Annotated in this window: 10 protein-coding genes; 3 read left to right on the forward strand and 7 right to left on the reverse strand. The window is 69.1% G+C overall.

The genetic code is table 11. The annotated features are described in order from the left end of the window. Nucleotides 1-21 precede the first annotated feature (21 nt). The 5 genes from ABZ860_RS18815 to ABZ860_RS18835 all read right to left on the reverse strand — a co-directional run bounded on the left by ABZ860_RS18815 (nucleotide 22) and on the right by ABZ860_RS18835 (nucleotide 8600). A complete protein-coding gene (locus ABZ860_RS18815) occupies nucleotides 22-2415 on the reverse strand; it encodes a hypothetical protein (protein WP_357221659.1) in 2394 nt (797 codons plus the stop codon). Nucleotides 2416-2501: 86 nt separating this feature from the next. Then, entirely contained in the window at nucleotides 2502-4685 is a 2184-nt protein-coding gene (locus ABZ860_RS18820; protein WP_357221662.1) for a hypothetical protein, read from the reverse strand. Between the two features lie 196 nt (nucleotides 4686-4881). Next, nucleotides 4882-6144, reverse strand: coding sequence for a hypothetical protein (locus ABZ860_RS18825; RefSeq protein ID WP_357221665.1), 1263 nt, complete (start codon nucleotides 6142-6144; stop codon nucleotides 4882-4884). Nucleotides 6145-6248: 104 nt separating this feature from the next. Beyond that, nucleotides 6249-7343, reverse strand: coding sequence for a glycosyltransferase family 4 protein (locus tag ABZ860_RS18830; RefSeq protein ID WP_357221668.1), 1095 nt, complete (start codon nucleotides 7341-7343; stop codon nucleotides 6249-6251). A 27-nt stretch (nucleotides 7344-7370) separates the two neighbouring features. Then, nucleotides 7371-8600, reverse strand: a complete 1230-nt coding sequence (locus ABZ860_RS18835; protein WP_357221671.1) for a hypothetical protein — start codon at nucleotides 8598-8600, stop codon at nucleotides 7371-7373. 207 nt (nucleotides 8601-8807) lie between these two features. Here ABZ860_RS18835 and ABZ860_RS18840 point away from each other — a divergent pair, with 207 nt between their 5' ends. Then, on the forward strand, nucleotides 8808-10295 hold the full coding sequence (locus ABZ860_RS18840; protein WP_357221674.1) for a hypothetical protein: 1488 nt from the start codon (nucleotides 8808-8810) through the stop codon (nucleotides 10293-10295). Nucleotides 10296-10810: 515 nt separating this feature from the next. On the opposite strand, the gene asnB is transcribed toward ABZ860_RS18840, so the two are convergent. Beyond that, complete coding sequence (gene asnB / locus ABZ860_RS18845; RefSeq protein WP_357221676.1) at nucleotides 10811-12733, reverse strand: asparagine synthase (glutamine-hydrolyzing); 1923 nt, start codon at nucleotides 12731-12733, stop codon at nucleotides 10811-10813. Next, nucleotides 12733-13833, reverse strand: coding sequence for a glycosyltransferase (locus ABZ860_RS18850; RefSeq protein ID WP_357221679.1), 1101 nt, complete (start codon nucleotides 13831-13833; stop codon nucleotides 12733-12735). Before ABZ860_RS18850 ends, asnB begins: the two co-directional genes overlap by 1 nt. Before the next feature lie 355 nt (nucleotides 13834-14188). Between ABZ860_RS18850 and ABZ860_RS18855 the strand changes: the two genes are divergently transcribed. Together ABZ860_RS18855 and ABZ860_RS18860 are read left to right on the forward strand one after the other, a co-directional pair. Further along, complete coding sequence (locus ABZ860_RS18855; protein WP_357221682.1) at nucleotides 14189-15307, forward strand: glycosyltransferase; 1119 nt, start codon at nucleotides 14189-14191, stop codon at nucleotides 15305-15307. Nucleotides 15308-15319: 12 nt separating this feature from the next. Continuing rightward, a complete protein-coding gene (locus ABZ860_RS18860; RefSeq protein WP_357221685.1) occupies nucleotides 15320-16261 on the forward strand; it encodes an NAD-dependent epimerase/dehydratase family protein in 942 nt (313 codons plus the stop codon). The last annotated feature ends 58 nt before the right edge of the window (nucleotides 16262-16319 follow it).

Genomic DNA, 16319 nt, shown 5'->3' on the forward strand with positions numbered 1-16319 from the left:
TGCTCGACGTGCCGGACCTGATCAGACTATTGATTCCCGCGCCGACGGATATCCTGACGCAGCCTGCTGATCATTTATTTGCCCATCATGACTGGATTCGTGACCCGCGCCGTCCCGCACCCGATAAACGGCATAGTCACCGGAACGAAAACGGAGATCAGCGAATTCACTGATTCTCGTCCCCGGTCTGACGAGTCGCTCGTCTGCGAAAAGCCAGCGCACGCCGTAGCGGTCGCGCAGCAGTCCGATGGACGTCGCGGAAGGGGTCGAGAACGCCGCCTCGTTCGCCGCCATCCTCCGGCCGTCCCAGAACGGCAGACGCATCGCCGGCCGGCCCGGACGCCACTGGGCCTCGCTTCTCTCCGTAAAGGCCCACCCCTCGATCAACACCCGTCGTTCGGACAGCGCGGACACCCAGAAGTGGCGGCTGTCGCAGGTAACCTCTCGGCCCCAGAGACAGTGCGCGTTCGTGGCGACGAGATCTCCGGGGTCCGAGTGGTCGCGCAACCAGCGTCCGGCCGTCATGGCTCCGGGTGGGACCACCTGAGCCTGCGCAGTCGGAATCGACCCGCCCGAATCGACCCTCCCGGGCAGATGCCCGAGGACGAATCCGTGCCCGTCGGCGAGCAGGCCAAGGCTCGCGGCCACGACGACCAGGACGGCTCCCGTGCGAAGCCGCCCCACAGTCGGGAGCAACGCGATCGCGGCCAGCGCGGCGACGACCAGCAGCACGACGTACGGGCGGACCAGTACAGCGTCCGGCTGGCCCGCGCTGAGCGGCACCCGGACTCCGCACGAGAGGGGGATCAGGTAAGCCGCGGCCACCCCGGCGGAGGCGGCGGCGATGACGACCCGGCGGGGCAGCCCCGCACGCCGCACGACGGTGAAGATGCCGCAGACCGACGCGATTACGAGATAGGGGTAGGCACCCCAGAGGAAGAAGAGCTGGCTGCGGGCGGGATGACCCAGGAGTAGCGCCGTACCGAGTCCCGCCGCACCGATGCCCAGCATGAGAGCCAGCGGGGGCCGTAGCAGGGACCGGGGGCGGCTCAACAGTCCCAGCATGCCCGACCAGGTGACGAACCAGCCCAGCAGGCACACCGCCGTCATCGCGAGCAGCGAACCCGGCGGCGGCGACACCAGCTCCCCCTTTCCGGTGAGCTCCTGCCAGGATGTCCGTACGAAATACAGGGGGGCGACGATCATCGCCTGACGAGCCCCGCCGAACAGCACGAGTTGCGCGTACAGGAAGCACCCGCCGGTCATCGCGAGCGCCGCGACGGTGGGCCGGGACGGCCGGCCTCGTCCGAGGGTCTCCAGCGCCGCCACGGCCAGCAGACCCGTCGCGAGCAACGGCAGATACGTCGCTTTCGCCCCCATGATCGCGAGGAGTAGCAGACCTACGAGGACCCAGGAACGCGGGGCGCCTCGATGGCGACGAGCGTCGATCAGCACAAGCATGAGCCCGGCGAACAGGAGTGCGCCGAATGTCTGGGTAGGACTCGTCCATGCGAGGTCCGGAATGCCTCCCCAGGTGAACGACCCGTTGCCCCCAAGGTACAAGCTCGGAATCGCGACGAGGATCGAGCCCGCGACGGCGAGTGAGGCCCCTCCCCACGCGCCGATGACGCGTCTGGCCAGCATTCCGATCAGGACGACGAGCGCCGCGAGCATGGGCAGCACAGCCAGGCGAGCCAGCAGGACCAGCGGCTCCAGACCGGTGACCCAGCTCGCGGCGGCCAGATGCGCGTAGACGAACCAGTGGTAGAGCAACGGCTCGCCGGCGACCATCGGCAGGGTGGGCGGCATGTGGTGCTTGAGCTCGCCGACCAGGGCGAGATGAAAGGGGAGGTCGCTCACGAACCTGCCCAGCGCCGGCCAGGTCAGCGGGTTCGGCCTGAAATAGGTGGCGGCGCCCCAGGCCACAAGATAGGTGAAGGCGAGGGCGAGAGACCAGGAATACCAGAGCGGGGGCGTGCCCCCGCGGTGTCGCCCGCCTCGCCAATGCCGGCGCAGTCCTGGCACGGCGAGGAACAGGATGCACGTGCCGAGCGGCCAGATCACCACCAGGAGCGGCATGCCCAGGGCGCGAACACCCATGTAGGCGAACACCTCGCCCGCGTAACCGCACGTCAGGCCAAGGGCGATCTCTTCCGCCGCGGTGCGGCGGCCGGTGTGGAGCGCTCGTGTCCATAGCACACCGGGCAGGGCGATCCCGAGCCCGGCATAGGCCGCGAAGACGGCGACCTCCCCGACGGAAACCCCGTAGAAGATCACGACTGCCACGGCGAAAGCGGCCGCGAACGCCGCCGGCAACCATCTCGCCGGCGTCCTCACCGCGGCGGATCGCTGGTTGGGCTGAGCTTCTCCTCGCGTCGCCTCAGCGGGCCGCGGCTGGGACAGAGCTTCGACCATGGGTGAAGCCTGACGTCGAAAGGCGCCGGATGAGCCCGGGGACTCCGGGCGGGGGGCGTTCTTGCCTGGTCTTTTATGCATCCGCGTCATGCGAGGTGGTAGAGCGCGTAGTCACCGGAGCGGAATCGCAGTTCGGCGAATTCGCCGAGCGCGGCGGCCCGGGGCGCATACCGGTCGTCGACGAGCAGCCAGCGCACCCCGTACCGATCACGCAGCCGCCCGACCCCCTCCCTTGACGGCGAGGCGAAGGCCAGGTCGTTCGCGCGCAGCCGCTCCGCGTCCCAGAACGGCAGGTACTCCGTCGCCTCCCCCGGCCGCCAGCGGCTCTGGCTCCTGTCCGAGTACGCCCACCCCTCGACCAGCACGCGCCGCTCGGTCAGTGCGGACACCCAGAACTGCCGGGTGTCGCAGGGAGTCTCGTAGCCCCAGCGGCAGTGCACATTGGTCGCGACCAGATCGTCGGGTGCGCTCCGCGCGCGCAACCACCGTGCCGTCTCCACCAGTCCGCTCGGGATCGCCTGCGGCCCCACCGGCGGCACCCCGCGGGGAACCGACGGGACGGTGCCCACAGTCGGCAATACGCGGGCGGCCCAGGCCGCGGGCCACCCCACTGCGGTGAACACGACGAGCGCGAACGCCCAGGCGCGCACGCCGCCCCTGCGGAGGAGCAGGGCCGCGACCGTCGCGGCGGCGACGACCGTCAGGGCCAGGTAGGGCCGGTAGAGGACGCTCTCCGGCTGCCCGGGAGACAACGGCGCCCTGACGTCGCAGAGCGTCCGCACCAGGTATGCACCCACGACCCCCACTCCCACCGCGTACGCGATCGCGGGCAGCGAGATCACCGCCCGATGCGCCACGGTCACGAGCCCGTAGGCGGCGACGATCATCAGGTACGGGTAGCCGGCGCCGAAGAAGTAGAGCTGGCCCGCGGCCGGGTGGCCGAGGAGCAGCACCGCGCCGCAGCAAGCGGCGCCCATGCCGAGCAGGAGCATCACGGCGGGCCGCAGAAGGAGCCGTGGTCTGCGCAGCAGTCCGAGGACACCGCACCAGGTGACCATGAGACACAGCAGGTAGAGCAGGGTAATCCCGATAACGGACACGAGAGGTGCGACCGCCCCGGAACGACCGGTCAGCTCCGCCCAGGTATGGCGCAGCAGCGACAGCGGGTCGACGATCATGGCCTGTCGCGCCCCGCCGAACAGTACAAGCTGCGCGTAGGCGGAACACGCGATGGTCAGGCCGAGCATGGTGAGCACCGGCCACAGCGGCCGGCGGCGCCTGATCGCCTGGACTCCCGCGACCAGGGCGAGGCCTGCGGCGAGAGGAGGCAGATGGGTCGCCTTCGCCCCCATCACCGCGAGGCAGAACACGCAGAGCAGCACCCAGGCACGCACGCCGTGCCGCCGGCCCTCGCCAAGCATGTCGATCATCAGCAGCACGACGGGAGCGAAGAGGAGAGCGCCGAAGGTCTGGCTCGGACTGGTCCACGACTCGAAACCCCGCCAGGTGAACAGGCCGATGTTCGCTCCCAGATAAAGGTTGGGTGCCGCCATGAAGACCGTGCCGGCCAGTGCCACCAGGGCGCCCGTAAGCGAACCGGTGACCCGCCTTCCGATCATGCCGAAGAGGACGACTATGGCGGCCATCATGGGCACCATGCCGAGACGGAACAGCAGGACCAGCGGCTCGATGCCGGTGATCCAGCTGGAGGCGGCGAAGTGCGCGTAGACGAACCAGTGATAGAAGAGCGGCTCCCCCGCGGCCACCGGCACCGTGGGCGGCATCTGGTTCTTCAGCTCGCCGATCAGGGCCAGGTGGTAGGGCATGTCGATGTACGAGGTGGCGAGCCCGGGCCAGGTGAGGGCGTTCTTACTGAAGAAGGTCACCACGCCCAGCGCCAGCAGGTAGAGCATGATCAGGGCGAGTGCCCACGACCACCACAAGGGGGTGGGCCGGCGGGGCGGGCGCTTCCAGTGTCTGCGTAGGCGCGGCAGCAGCAGGAACAGGGCGTAGGTGGTAACGGGCCAGGCCAGCACCAGCAGGGGAAGACCGATCGTGCGGGCGGCGATATAGGCGAAGACTTCGACGGCGTAGCCCAGGCCCAGCCCGAGGGCGGCCTCTTCTGCCGCTGTGCGGCTTCCGCCGTACAGGGCCCGGATCAGCAGTACGCCGGGTACGGTCAGGCACAGAAGGACATAAGCGGCGAAGACCAGCAGGTCGCGTGCAGAGACGCCGTAGTGGAGCAGAACCGCGGCGGTGAGCGCGGTCACCGTGACAGCGGGAAGCCACCGTGACGCGAAGGCATCTCCTACCGTCCGTCGGCGCGCCCGTTCCGGCAGGCGCGGGTTCGAGTCGGCACGGCGGACGGGCGAGGTCGTGTCCATGAGCGCGATCCTGACGAGGAGAAGGCCGGGCACCGGCCCCGACACACGTGGCCCGCTGTTTCCTTGCCGCCCTTTGTGGTTGTCAAGTCTGTCGGGCGGCCACGCGCTCGGCCGTGGGAGTGCCCAGATCCGGGCAGGGCCTGATGAGGCGGCCCAGTGACATGATCCAGAAGCTGGTGCCGAGAACGGCGATGACCAGCGTGCCCCACGCGAAGGGAAGAGCGGTCGCCAGTGCGCCGGATGTCACCCGACCGGCGACGAGCAGCGTTCCGACGAGCAGGGCGGCCTCGGTGCTGAGGTACACGAGCCGCCAGCCGGGCCTTCCCATGGCGAGGGGAAGGACATTGGACCAGCAGGCGATGCCCTTCACGCAGGCGGCACCGAGCAGCAGCACCGCCACCGTGCCGGTGCCGGCATACTCCCTTCCGTAGGCGATGGCGATGACGGTGCCGAGCGCCGGGATCGCGAGGACGGCCGTCACCGCCCCGGCCGCCGCGAGCAGTAGCGTGGCACGCGTGATGTCGCGTCTGACGCCGGCCTCACCGGCTCCGTGTGCGGCCGCCTGGGCGAGCCGTGGGTACAGCATCGCGGCGACCGGGATGGCCAGGTTGGCGTAGAAACGCCCGGGAGCCATTGCGATCTTGAGGATGGTGACGAGCGGCGGGCCTCCGACAGGGCCGGCGACGGCAAGGATCCCGAAGTCGGAGACGCTCGCCACGCTCGTGCCGATCGAGGTCGACAGGGTGAACCGGAAGATCCCCGCCGGCAGGGGCGGCGTACCGCCCCTGCACGCACCCAGCGTCCGCGCCGCCGCGCGCGACGCGAGCAGGCAGAACCCCGCCGCCATCAACAGGGCGGCCACCGCCTGACCTGCCAGGTAGAACAATGGGCCGCCGGCGAAGAGCCCGGCCAGGGAGAGCACGAACGACAGGAGCGCGCCGAGCACACGCAACATCCCCGACACCTGCAACCGATCCGCCAGGGCGAACCCCGCTGTGGCCGTGCCGTACGGCGCCGTGGCCCCTCTTCCGACCACCGAAAGAGCGAGCAGGAGCGCGAGGACGTCCGATGCCAGGCCCGCGAGCCAGGCGCCCAGGACCGCCACGAGGGCGACCGAGGTCGCCGCAAGGCCGATCCCCGCGTCCAGCCGCAGGAGGCGGAGGAACAGCGCATAGCCACGGCCGCTACGCCGCTGCTCCACCGGGACGAACCGCTGCGCGGCGTTCTCGAGGCAGGGATCGCACAGGAGGAATCCCAGGTTCGCGACGGACTGGGCGAAGATGACCTGCCCGGCGGCCTCGGGTCCGGTGACCCTGACGAGGGCTATCAGGCTGAGCGCCGGCAAGACGGCCTCGCCGAGCCCGGCCGCACTCAGTGATGTGAAGGTCCGCAGATGCCGTCCACCCGGCAGCAAGCGTCCTGCTCCCGGGAACCGGACGCCCCTCACGTTCACGTCGCCGCCAGGACGGGCACTCCGCGTACGCTCTCGTACCACCGCTCGATGCGCGCGGCCACCAGTTGCCAGTCGACGTCCTCTGCGGCTCGGACGCCCTTTTCACTCAGCCTCGAACGCACTTCGTCGTCGTGGAGAAGAGCATCGAGCTGGGCGACCAGGTCGGTCACCGACCGGGAACGGAAGATCCGATAGCAGTCCCGCGGGATCACCGGGTCCAGCGAGGCCTCCGACGAGAGGAGGACAGCGGTGCCGAGCGCCATTGCCTCCAGCGCCGCGGTCGGTATCCCCTCCCCCATGGCACGCATCCTCCTGGACGACTGCACGAAGACCTCCGCCCGGCTCACCAGCGACCAGACCTGCTCCTGGGAGACATGCCCGGCGAACTCGATCCCCGGGCCGACGGCCGCGAGCCTCCGCAGCCGGTCTCGCTCCGGCCCGCCTCCCGCGATGACGAGGCGGACGTCCGGCCGGACGGCCCGCAGGCGGTGGAACGCCTCGATGGTCAGCTCGTGGTTCTTGACCTTCAGCAGCGAACCCACGCTGACGATCAGCCCCCGCTCGGGTCGGCCGCAGCTGCGGAATTCGGTGAGAAGACGGAAGTCCACGCCGCTCGGCACCACATGAATCAACCGGTCGGGGACGCCGGCAGCGAGCAGATCCGCCCTGGGCCGCGCACCCACCGTGATGAATCCATCCACATGGCGGAACGCCCACGGCATGATCCAGCGGTGGCGCATCGGGAGGGCTCCATGGATGTGAAGCACGAGCGGTATGCCGAGGCGCCGCGCGGCGGGGCCGAGCGCGAGCGCCTCACGGTGGTCCCCGTGCAGGTGGATGACATCGAGCCCGCGGGTACGAGGCAAGGCCTTGGCGCATTCCGTCGCGAAGGCGAGCTCATCCGATTTCAGGGCGGCCGCCCGGCCGGGCCAGGTGCGGGCCAAGCACAACGGTTCGGCGCCGGGAAGCATCTCGCCTCGCCGGTGCGCGACGATCACCTCATGGCCGCGCCGCACCTGCTCGCGGACGAGCCGTTCGATATAAAGCTCCTTGCCCCCGGGCTCCGGCGGCAGTCGGTGTCCGATGTGCAAAATCCTCATGTTCGCTCCTGATTTGCTTCAGCGAATCGCGTGTTCCAGCGGCTGGGCAGGCTCCGGGGCAGGGTTCTGCCTGGCTCGCGTCCAGGCGAACGCGGACAGCAGGCTCACGGCCATGACGATTGGTATCCGCTGCCGGAAGATGAGACCGATGTTGGACATGCTCGTCGCGTACACGATCGTGCAGGGGACGACGAAAAGCAGAAGGATCATGAACACCCGGCGGTCATGGCGCCACAGGTCGCGGGCGCCTCTCACCGCCCAGAAGAGGAGGTAGTACCACAGCAGGGTTTCGATTTTTCCGAGCTGGAGGACCATGCTTCCGCCCGACCAGGGGAACGGAGACAACAGGGTGTAGAGCAGCTTCGGCCCCAACGCGCTCCACGGATTCCCACCGTCGTCGAAAACGACACCGGAGCCCCCTTGAGCGTTGGCGCTGCGCACCGCTTCGGACTGCCCGGTCTCGAGTTGCTCCTGAAGTGATCCCAGGGCCACATCCTGCGTCGTTTCCGGGAAGAACACGAAGAGCGACAGAACGACCGCGACGAGGGCGAGCACGCCCATGGGGAGAGCGCGCCTGGACCCGACGAAGCCGAGGACGAGGGGCAGTCCGCACATGAACACCATGTAGGGGCGCACGTTCCACAGCGCCCACAGCAGCGGTGCGAGCAACAGCAATTTCCGGACATCGAATTTCTGCACGTTAGAGGCCGCCAGACCGAGGCACGCCACAACGAGGAACGCGTTGAAACCGTCCTTGAACATGTCCGACGTGTGCAGCAGAAGCGCGGGAATGAACGCCGTGAGGACGAGCAGCCTGAAGGCGGCCCGTTCGTCGGCTCCGATGAGCCCGGCGAACCGGTACATGACGATGCACAGCGCGCAGGCGACCAGCGCTACCACAGATGTGCATGCCAAGGGGGCAGGGCCGCCGCACAGGTAGAAGATGAACGCGAAGATGTTGCAGGGCACCGTGACGGAGTAGAGCGCGGGAATCTGGTCCGCGGTGACGAATTGCATTCCCTCGCGGTCCCAGTACGCGACGATGTCCAACGCTCTTTTGAAGTAAGCGTAATTGTCGCCGCCGTAGGGCAGCAGGCCGGTGCGCACGACCAGGAGGTGAACGAGCAATCGCACGGCGAAGGCCAGGAGCAGCACCCACAGGGCGCGCCGCGCCACAGCGCCCTCCAAGCAGGCCTGGACGAGGAAGACCAGCATTGCCGCGGCCGCCGCGACGACTACGTACTCCACTAAGAATCACCTGAATACTGGGGTGGCCGAGAGCTCTCCGGAAGGTCGAGACAATGTAACCGAGAGAAGTCCGCAGGACGGCGGACGCATGGCCGCCTCCAGATGCCAAGTCCCCGCAAAAAATCTATTTCGCCATGCCATTGCATCGCGCGTCGCCGCCGACACTTCTTGACTGCGCCATTGCGAATATTTACGGGAAGCGGCTCGATGGCGTGGCTCTCCGACCCGCTTGTCGCATCCTGGTACAACGTCGTCATGACACTCCATGTGACCGCCGTGACGGAGACTCCGCCCGGTTTCGGTCAGGCTGCCGTGACTGAGCCAGCGGCCAGGACTCGCCGCCGCGCCACCTCATTTGTCGCTGCGGGATTGCTTTTCGTCTTCACGGTCGCCCAGCGCCCGGCACACGGCTTCCGTTTCGACGCCCAGGCGTACTGGTCGGGGGCCAAGGCCGCGTGGGCGAATATTCTCAGTGGCGGTTTGAGATCGCATGCCGGGTTGGAGTCGATCGCCAGTTCGGCCACGAAGGACGGAGCGTTGGCAGGGCTCGACTCGCTCCTCGAGCTGCCCCTCCGCCTGCGCGGGATTCTGGCGTACCTCTCGTATTCGCCGCCCGCGCTGATGGACAGGCTCTTCCCAGGCTCAGGCGAAGCCGCGGTCCTCGTCGAGAACTCGCTCATCATGGCGGTGGTCGGGGCCGTCCTGCTCCCGGCCATCGCGAAGGCGCTGGGCGTACGAGGCCCCCTCGTCACAGGCGCGTGCGCGGCCCTGGTCTGGCTCGTCGGTGCACGATTCGCACCGTATCCGCTGATGGATCTCCCTGCCGCCGCCGCGTTCCTCGGTGCTGTCCTGTTCGCAGCGAAGCGATCGCCCTTGGGAATCGCGCTCACGGGTCTGTGCGCGGGTATCGCCTTCAATATCCGGCCGGCCTACCTCCTCCCCTTGGCGGCGGTCACGGCGGTGGTGGCGGTCCTCCATCGGTTCCGCGCCCTCTGGTTGCTTCCCGGAGCGGCCGTCGCCCTCCTCCCGCAGTTCCTCCTGAACGTGGTGTGGGGGTTCTGGTGGGTTCCTGTGCCGCCCGCGACATGGACCCTGGCGCGCTACCAGGCCGACCTGGGCTCTTACGTGGTCAGATACGACACCGTCCTGTCCAGTCTGCCGCGGCAGTTCTACTGCGATCCTCACATGGCTTCCGCAGCGGGGGGCGGGCTGCTCCACACCCTGATCGGCAACTTCCCCTGGTCGGCCGTATTCCTCGCGGAGAAGTTCTCGGCGGCGCTGGCATGGTCGCCGGCAACGCCATACAGCAACCCGACCGCCACGGAGAGCTACAGCTTGCTCCTGCCGGTTTCCGCGGTGACCGTGTGCGGAGCCCTGGCGCTGATCGCCCTGGCGGTCCGCTGCCGTCGCGGGCCACTTCGCGGTTACTCCGTGACCGTGGTCGCGACGCTGATCGGAGTGTGTGCCACGCTGGTCACGTCTTCGACAGAGACGCGGTTCGCGCTCCCCGTCGTCCTGCTCGGCGTCCTGGGTTGCGCCCTGCTCCTGTCAGGAGGGAAGCGGGCGATGAGCCGCGGCTGGTGGATCGCGGCCGGAGCCGGCACCCTGCTGGTGGTGGTCTTCGCCGGGATGGGACTCGGACATCCGCTGCCGGCCGGGGCGGAAGACCCTATGGCCTGCGCGATCCTGCCCTGAACGGCGGTCGGCACCAAGTGGCGCCGCTGTCGATGAGGCGTGAAAAGCGACTCTGGCGCCGGTTCTGTCACCTTCCGACACTCGGCTCGTGCGATACCGCGGTCGGCGGCCAGGAGACGGCGCTTCACCTGCGGGTACGGCGTTTTCGGTGCGGCAGCGGCGCCTGCGGCGCGAAGACCTTGGCCCAGCAGGTGGCCGGCCCGACCATCGGCGTGGAGATCGTCTGCCGGGACAGGGCCGGCTGCTACGCCGAGGGCGCCGCCCGTGGTGCCTCGCAGACGATGATCCAGGTCGCCGGCCGGTGGCACATTTTTGTGAATCTCGGCGCCGCCGCCGAGCGCGCCGTCACCAGGAACCGCGCCCACTTACGCGACCTGGCGGCCGTCACTCCCCGCCGGGATACCCGCGCCGAGGCCGGTCACCGCCTCGGCTGCGGGGGCGCCGGCTCACTGCGAGCCGCGGTCCGGACGCCTGGCCGAACGGACCCCCATCGGTACGCCCCGGTCGTCGGCAGGTCAGGGCGTGCCGATGGCCTCTGCGGCGCTGCACGGGCGTACGCCGTTCACCTGCTGGATGGCGTGCGCCCGCTGCCAGAGTTCGAACTGCATCAAAGACCAGAGGATGTCGCTGTGGTCCGCGCCGCTCATATGCCGCAGCAACAGAGCCTGTACGGCCTCCGGCCTGAACAGGCCGCGCCCTCGAGCCGTTTGGTCGGTCAGGACCTCCCATGCCAGGTCACGCAGTTCGCCGCGCAGCCAGGCGGCGAGCGGGACCCCGAATCCCTTCTTGGGGCTGTGCAGCAACTCCTGAGGCAGCCAGCCGGCGACGGCCTGTCTCAGCAGCAGCTTGGTCCGGCCGCGGCGGACCTTCAGAGCGCCGGGGAGTCCGGCGGCCCACTCCATGAGGTGGTGGTCGAGGAACGGCGACCTGCCCTCCAGCGAGTGCGCCATCGTGGTTGTGTCGACCTTGACCAGAAGGTCGCCGGGAAGGTAGGCGGCGATGTCGGCGTCCTGGGCCCGGCCGAGATCCGTCGCCGCGCGCGAGCCGAGGAACAGATTCTCGACGAGGCTGCCGCTGTCCGCACCGGCCAGCAGGTCGCGCAGGTCGTCGCTGTATATTCTCGCCTTCTGCTCCTCCAGGCAGCGGCACATCAGGCCGGCGTAGCGGCGCGAGGGCGGCTCGCCCGCGAACCGGATGACCCGGCCGAGCCGCCGCCGCAGGGTCCCGTAGTCGCTCCGCTCCACCATGGCCGTGCCGACGAAGCGGCACACCCCGGCCAGCGGCCGGGGCAGGTGAGGCAACGCGCGTGCCATGTCCATGAGGGCATAGCGCCGGTAACCGCCGAAGGACTCGTCCCCGCCGTCTCCGTTCAGCGCCACCGTGACGTGCCTGCGGCTCAACCCCGCCACGTAGAAGCTCGGGATCGCAGAGGAGTCGGCGAAGGGTTCGTCGAACTGCCAGGCGAGGCGGGGAAGAACGTGGAGCATGTCACCGGTCACGACCAGCTCGTGATGGTCGGTGCCGTAACGCTCGGCGACCAGCCGCGCTTTGCGGCGCTCGTCGTACCTGCCGTCCTCGAAGCCGATGCAGAACGTCTTGACCGGCTCGCCGCTCTGCATCGCCATGGCGGCGACCACCGCGGACGAGTCGATTCCACCCGAGAGGAACGCCCCGACGGGGCGCTCGCTCACCATGCGGATCCTCGTCGCCTCCAGGAGCAGTTCGCGTAGCCGCTCTTCTTCTTCGCGGATGTCGGTCACCCGGCGGGCGGTCCAGTCCGGCGTCCAGTAGCGGTGCATCGTGATCCGGCCCCGCTCCCAGACCAGCACGTGTCCGGGAGGCAGCTTCCGCACCCCTCGGTAGATCGACCACGGCGCCGGGACGTACTGATAGGTGAGGTAGTGATGCAGCGAGACCGGGTCCACCTCCCTGCGCATGCCGGGATCCTGCGCGAGCGACTTCAGCTCGGATCCGAACCAGATCGTGTCGCCGTCGGATCGCCAGAACAGCGGCTTCTTGCCTACCCGGTCACGCGCGAGGACGAGCCGCCCACGGGCACGGTCCCAGATCGCGAAGCCGAACATCCCACGCAACCGGTGGACCAGGTCGGCGCCGTGCTCCTCGTAAAGGTGGACGAGGCATTCGGAGTCACCGGCCGAACGCAACCGGTGGCCGCGCCGTTCCAGGTCGCGCCTCAACTCCGCGAAGTTGTAGATCTCACCGTTGAAGACCGCGACGACCATGCCGTCCTCATTGCGGACCGGCTGGTCACCGGTGGCCACATCGATGATCGCCAAGCGTCGCATTCCGAGCGCCGCGCGCTCGTCGCTGTAGAAACCCTCGCCGTCCGGCCCTCGGTGCGCGATCACGTCGCACATCCGCCGCACGAGCTCCGGATCCGGCGCCGCCGTCGAAACGATCCCCGCGATGCCGCACATCAGGCACCCACTCCCCCGGCCAGCTCCTCATAAAGCTCTTCGAACCACTCCGCAGTGCCGGCCATGTCCATGCTTTCCGCGCCGGCCAGGGCTCCGGCTCGCAACGCGCGGTGGATCCGCGGGTCCATCGCCCGCAAGATCGCCTCGGTGAGGGCGTCGGCCGACCCCGGCTTGCTCAAGATCCCGTTTGTGCCGGAGATGACCAAGTCGGGCAGTCCCCCCACCCGGGGGGAGACGACCGGAACTCCCGCGGCGAGCGCCTCCATGACCACCACCGGCAGTGCTTCATGATCTGAGCTCAGCACCAGAAGATCGGCCGCCGCCACCAGGCGCGCGGCCCTGGGCAACGTCCCCAGGACGCGTATCCGCTCGCTGAGGCCGCGCGCGTCCACATCCCTGACCACCTCGTCACGCAGGGGGCCCTCACCGGCGAGCAGGAAGACGGCCTCCGGCCGCTTCCGTATGACCTCCGCCGCCGCGTGTACGAGCCGCCGGTGATTCTTCTCGGGCCGGAAGTTGGCGACGCAGGCGCACAGGAAGGCGCCCTCCGGGACATCGAACTCACGCCGCAGCAGGCTCGCCTGGGCGGCCCATCGCCGCTGCTGCCCTACGTCGACGCCGTGCACGCGGGTGAGCACGCGCCGGGCGCCGGTGACGGCCCGCGACCGAGCCACCTGCGGTGCCACCGCGACAGTGCAGTCGTCCAGCCATCGGGTCAGGCGGTCGAGCCACATGGTCTTCGGCCAGCGCACGCAGTGGACGGTCGAGACGAAAGCCGGTCGGCGCCTGGTGAGCCGGACGAACGGGCGGAGAGCGATGGCGGGCGCCGGGGAATGCACGTTCAGCACGTGGGGCGCGAGCCGGCGAACCGTGGTGACGAGCCTGGCGTAGACCAGCGGCCGGGCACAAGCGGTGAGATCGATGACCGTGACCCCGGCCGAGCGCAGACGCCCGATGAGGTCGTCGGTCGACGCTCGCAGGCAGATAACGGTGTAGTCCACGACCCCTTTCCGCGCGGCCAGGAGCCGCTCCACGAGCAGCACCTCGACGCCGCCGATGTCAAGGGTCTTCACTACCTCGCACACCCGCAGATCGCTCATGTTCTCCCGTCCGGTTCACGTCCGCTGTCCGTAGAGCGGGAAATGCTGCGGGCCAGCCCCCGAAGCTCACTCCGACCTGCGTAAGGAAAATCGTCGAATTAGCCGGCCTCAAGCGGCACACGGCCCCTTGACCCTTTTCTTTCCCGCAAACTCCAGGCATTTTGCCGAGAATCCGGACGACGCCGTGCTCGATCATGCAGGAGTACCGAAATCGGAAACTCTTCGCCGTCACGGTGAGCGCACCCGTGCGTAGATCCCCGGGCGAGTTAGCTTCTCCGGCGTGAGGCAGGCCTATCAGCGAGGATCCCCTATGAAGCCGGACGGCCGGATTCGTGTCATGGAAATCATTGCCCGTATGAATGTGGGCGGTCCCGCCACGCAGGTTTTGGGACTGGCTGAGGGGCTGAACTCCGAGGAGTTCGACCACCGGCTCTACATCGGCTATGTCGGCGACGCCGAAGGCGACCATATGCGCCTGCGTGACGCCTCCGTGCCGGTGCACCGGGTGCAGGGCCTCGGCCGGTCGATCAGCCCGGCGAACGACGTGCGCGCCCTTTTTCAGCTGGTTCGTGCGATGCGGGAATTCCGGCCGCACATCGTGCACACCCGTACGGCCAAGGCGGGCGCGCTCGGGCGGACGGCGGCCCGCCTTTCCGGGGTGGGGGCGGCTCGGGTGCACGTGTTCCACGGGCACCTGCTGCACGGCTACTTCTCCCCTGCCAAGCTGCGCCTCTACATACAGACGGAGCGGGCGCTCGCGTCGATGTCCGACCGGCTGGTGACCGTCGGGGCCCAGGTCCGCGACGAACTGCTGGCCGCCGGGATCGGGCGGCGGGAGCAGTACGCCGTCATCCCGCCCGGCGTGCGGCTGGGCCCGGTGCCCGGCAGGGAGGCGGCCCGCGCCGAGCTGGGAGTCCCCCTCGACGCGCCGGTCGTCGCCTATGTCGGAAGGCTCACCCGGATCAAGCGGCCCGACCGCTTCCTCGAGGTGGCGGACGCCGTGCTCCGCCGCGTGCCCGGCTGCCGGTTCATCGTCTGCGGCGACGGCGAGCTGAGGCAGGAGCTGGAGCGCGGCATCGGCTCCGCCCGGGACTCCTTCCATCTGCTGGGGTGGCGAAGGGACGTCGCGACGGTCTACGCGGCCGCCGATGTGGTGCTGATGACCGCCGACAACGAGGGCACGCCGCTGACGCTCGTCGAGGCGGGCATGGCCGGAACCCCCGTTGTCTCCACCCGCGTCGGCAGCGTCGCCGAGGTCGTGCGCGACGGACACACCGGTCTGCTCGCCGCTCCCGACGCGGCCGAGCTCGCGAAACACGTCGTGCGGCTGCTCTCGGACACCACCCTGTCCCGCCGGATGGGCGAGGCGGCCCGCGACTGGACGACGAGCGCGTTCAGCGTCGAACGCCTCGTCTCGGACACCGAAGCCCTTTACCGATCACTTCGCGGCGCCTCCCGGCACCGCCTTGTCTGAAAGAGCAACACATTGAGGATTCTTGTGACGGGCGGCGCCGGCTTCATCGGCGCGAACCTCTGCCGCGCGCTCATCACCCGGCCCGAGATCGAGAGCATCACGGTGCTCGACGACCTGAGCACCGGCGACCGGCGCAACATCGAGGACGTAGGCGTGGAACTGGTGACCGGGAGCATCCTGGACCGGGAACTGCTGGCGGACCTCGTTGCCCGGGCGACCGCTGTCGTGCACCTCGCCGCGCGGCCATCGGTGCCCAGGTCGCTGGCGGACCCGCTGGCGTCGCACACGGCCAACGCGACAGGCACGCTCCACGTCCTGGAGGCATGCCGGGTGACCCGGCCGCACCTGGTCCTGGCCTCCTCGTCCTCCGTCTATGGCAACTGCACCGAGCCGTACAAGCATGAGGACCTGCCAACGCGCCCGCTCAGCCCGTATGCCGCGAGCAAGCTCGCCACCGAGGCGTACGCCATGGCGTACGCCTCGAGCTTCGGCCTGCGGGTGCTGCCCTTCCGCTTCTTCAATGTGTACGGGCCCATGCAGTCGGCCGGCCACGCGTACGCGGCGGTCATCCCGGCGTTCGTGTCCGCCGCGCTCGCCGGCGAACCGGTGCCGATCCACGGCGACGGCACCCAGGCGCGGGACTTCACCTTCGTCGGAACGGTCGCGCAGGTGCTCACCGAGGCGGTGGTCCGCGGGGTGGCGAGCGGCACGCCGGTGAACCTCGCGTACGGGACGCGCACCTCGCTGCTGTCCCTTAAGGACGCCCTCGCCGCGGTGCTCGGCCGTCCCGTGGAAGCGACGTTCCTGCCTCCGCGCGCGGGCGACATCCACGTGTCACAGGCGTCGTCCCGGCTGCTTCTCGAACTGTTCCCCGGCGTGCGGCCCGTGCCGATGAGCGAGGGCCTGCGCCAGACCGTGGAGTGGTTCGAGAAGACCTCCGGAGCGGTGTCCTGATCCCGCTCCCTCCCGGCACACCCGTTTCGCATGCTCTCTTTCACGTCCCAACGCACAC

Source organism: Microbispora sp. NPDC046973 (assembly GCF_040644495.1).
GTDB lineage: Bacteria > Actinomycetota > Actinomycetes > Streptosporangiales > Streptosporangiaceae > Microbispora.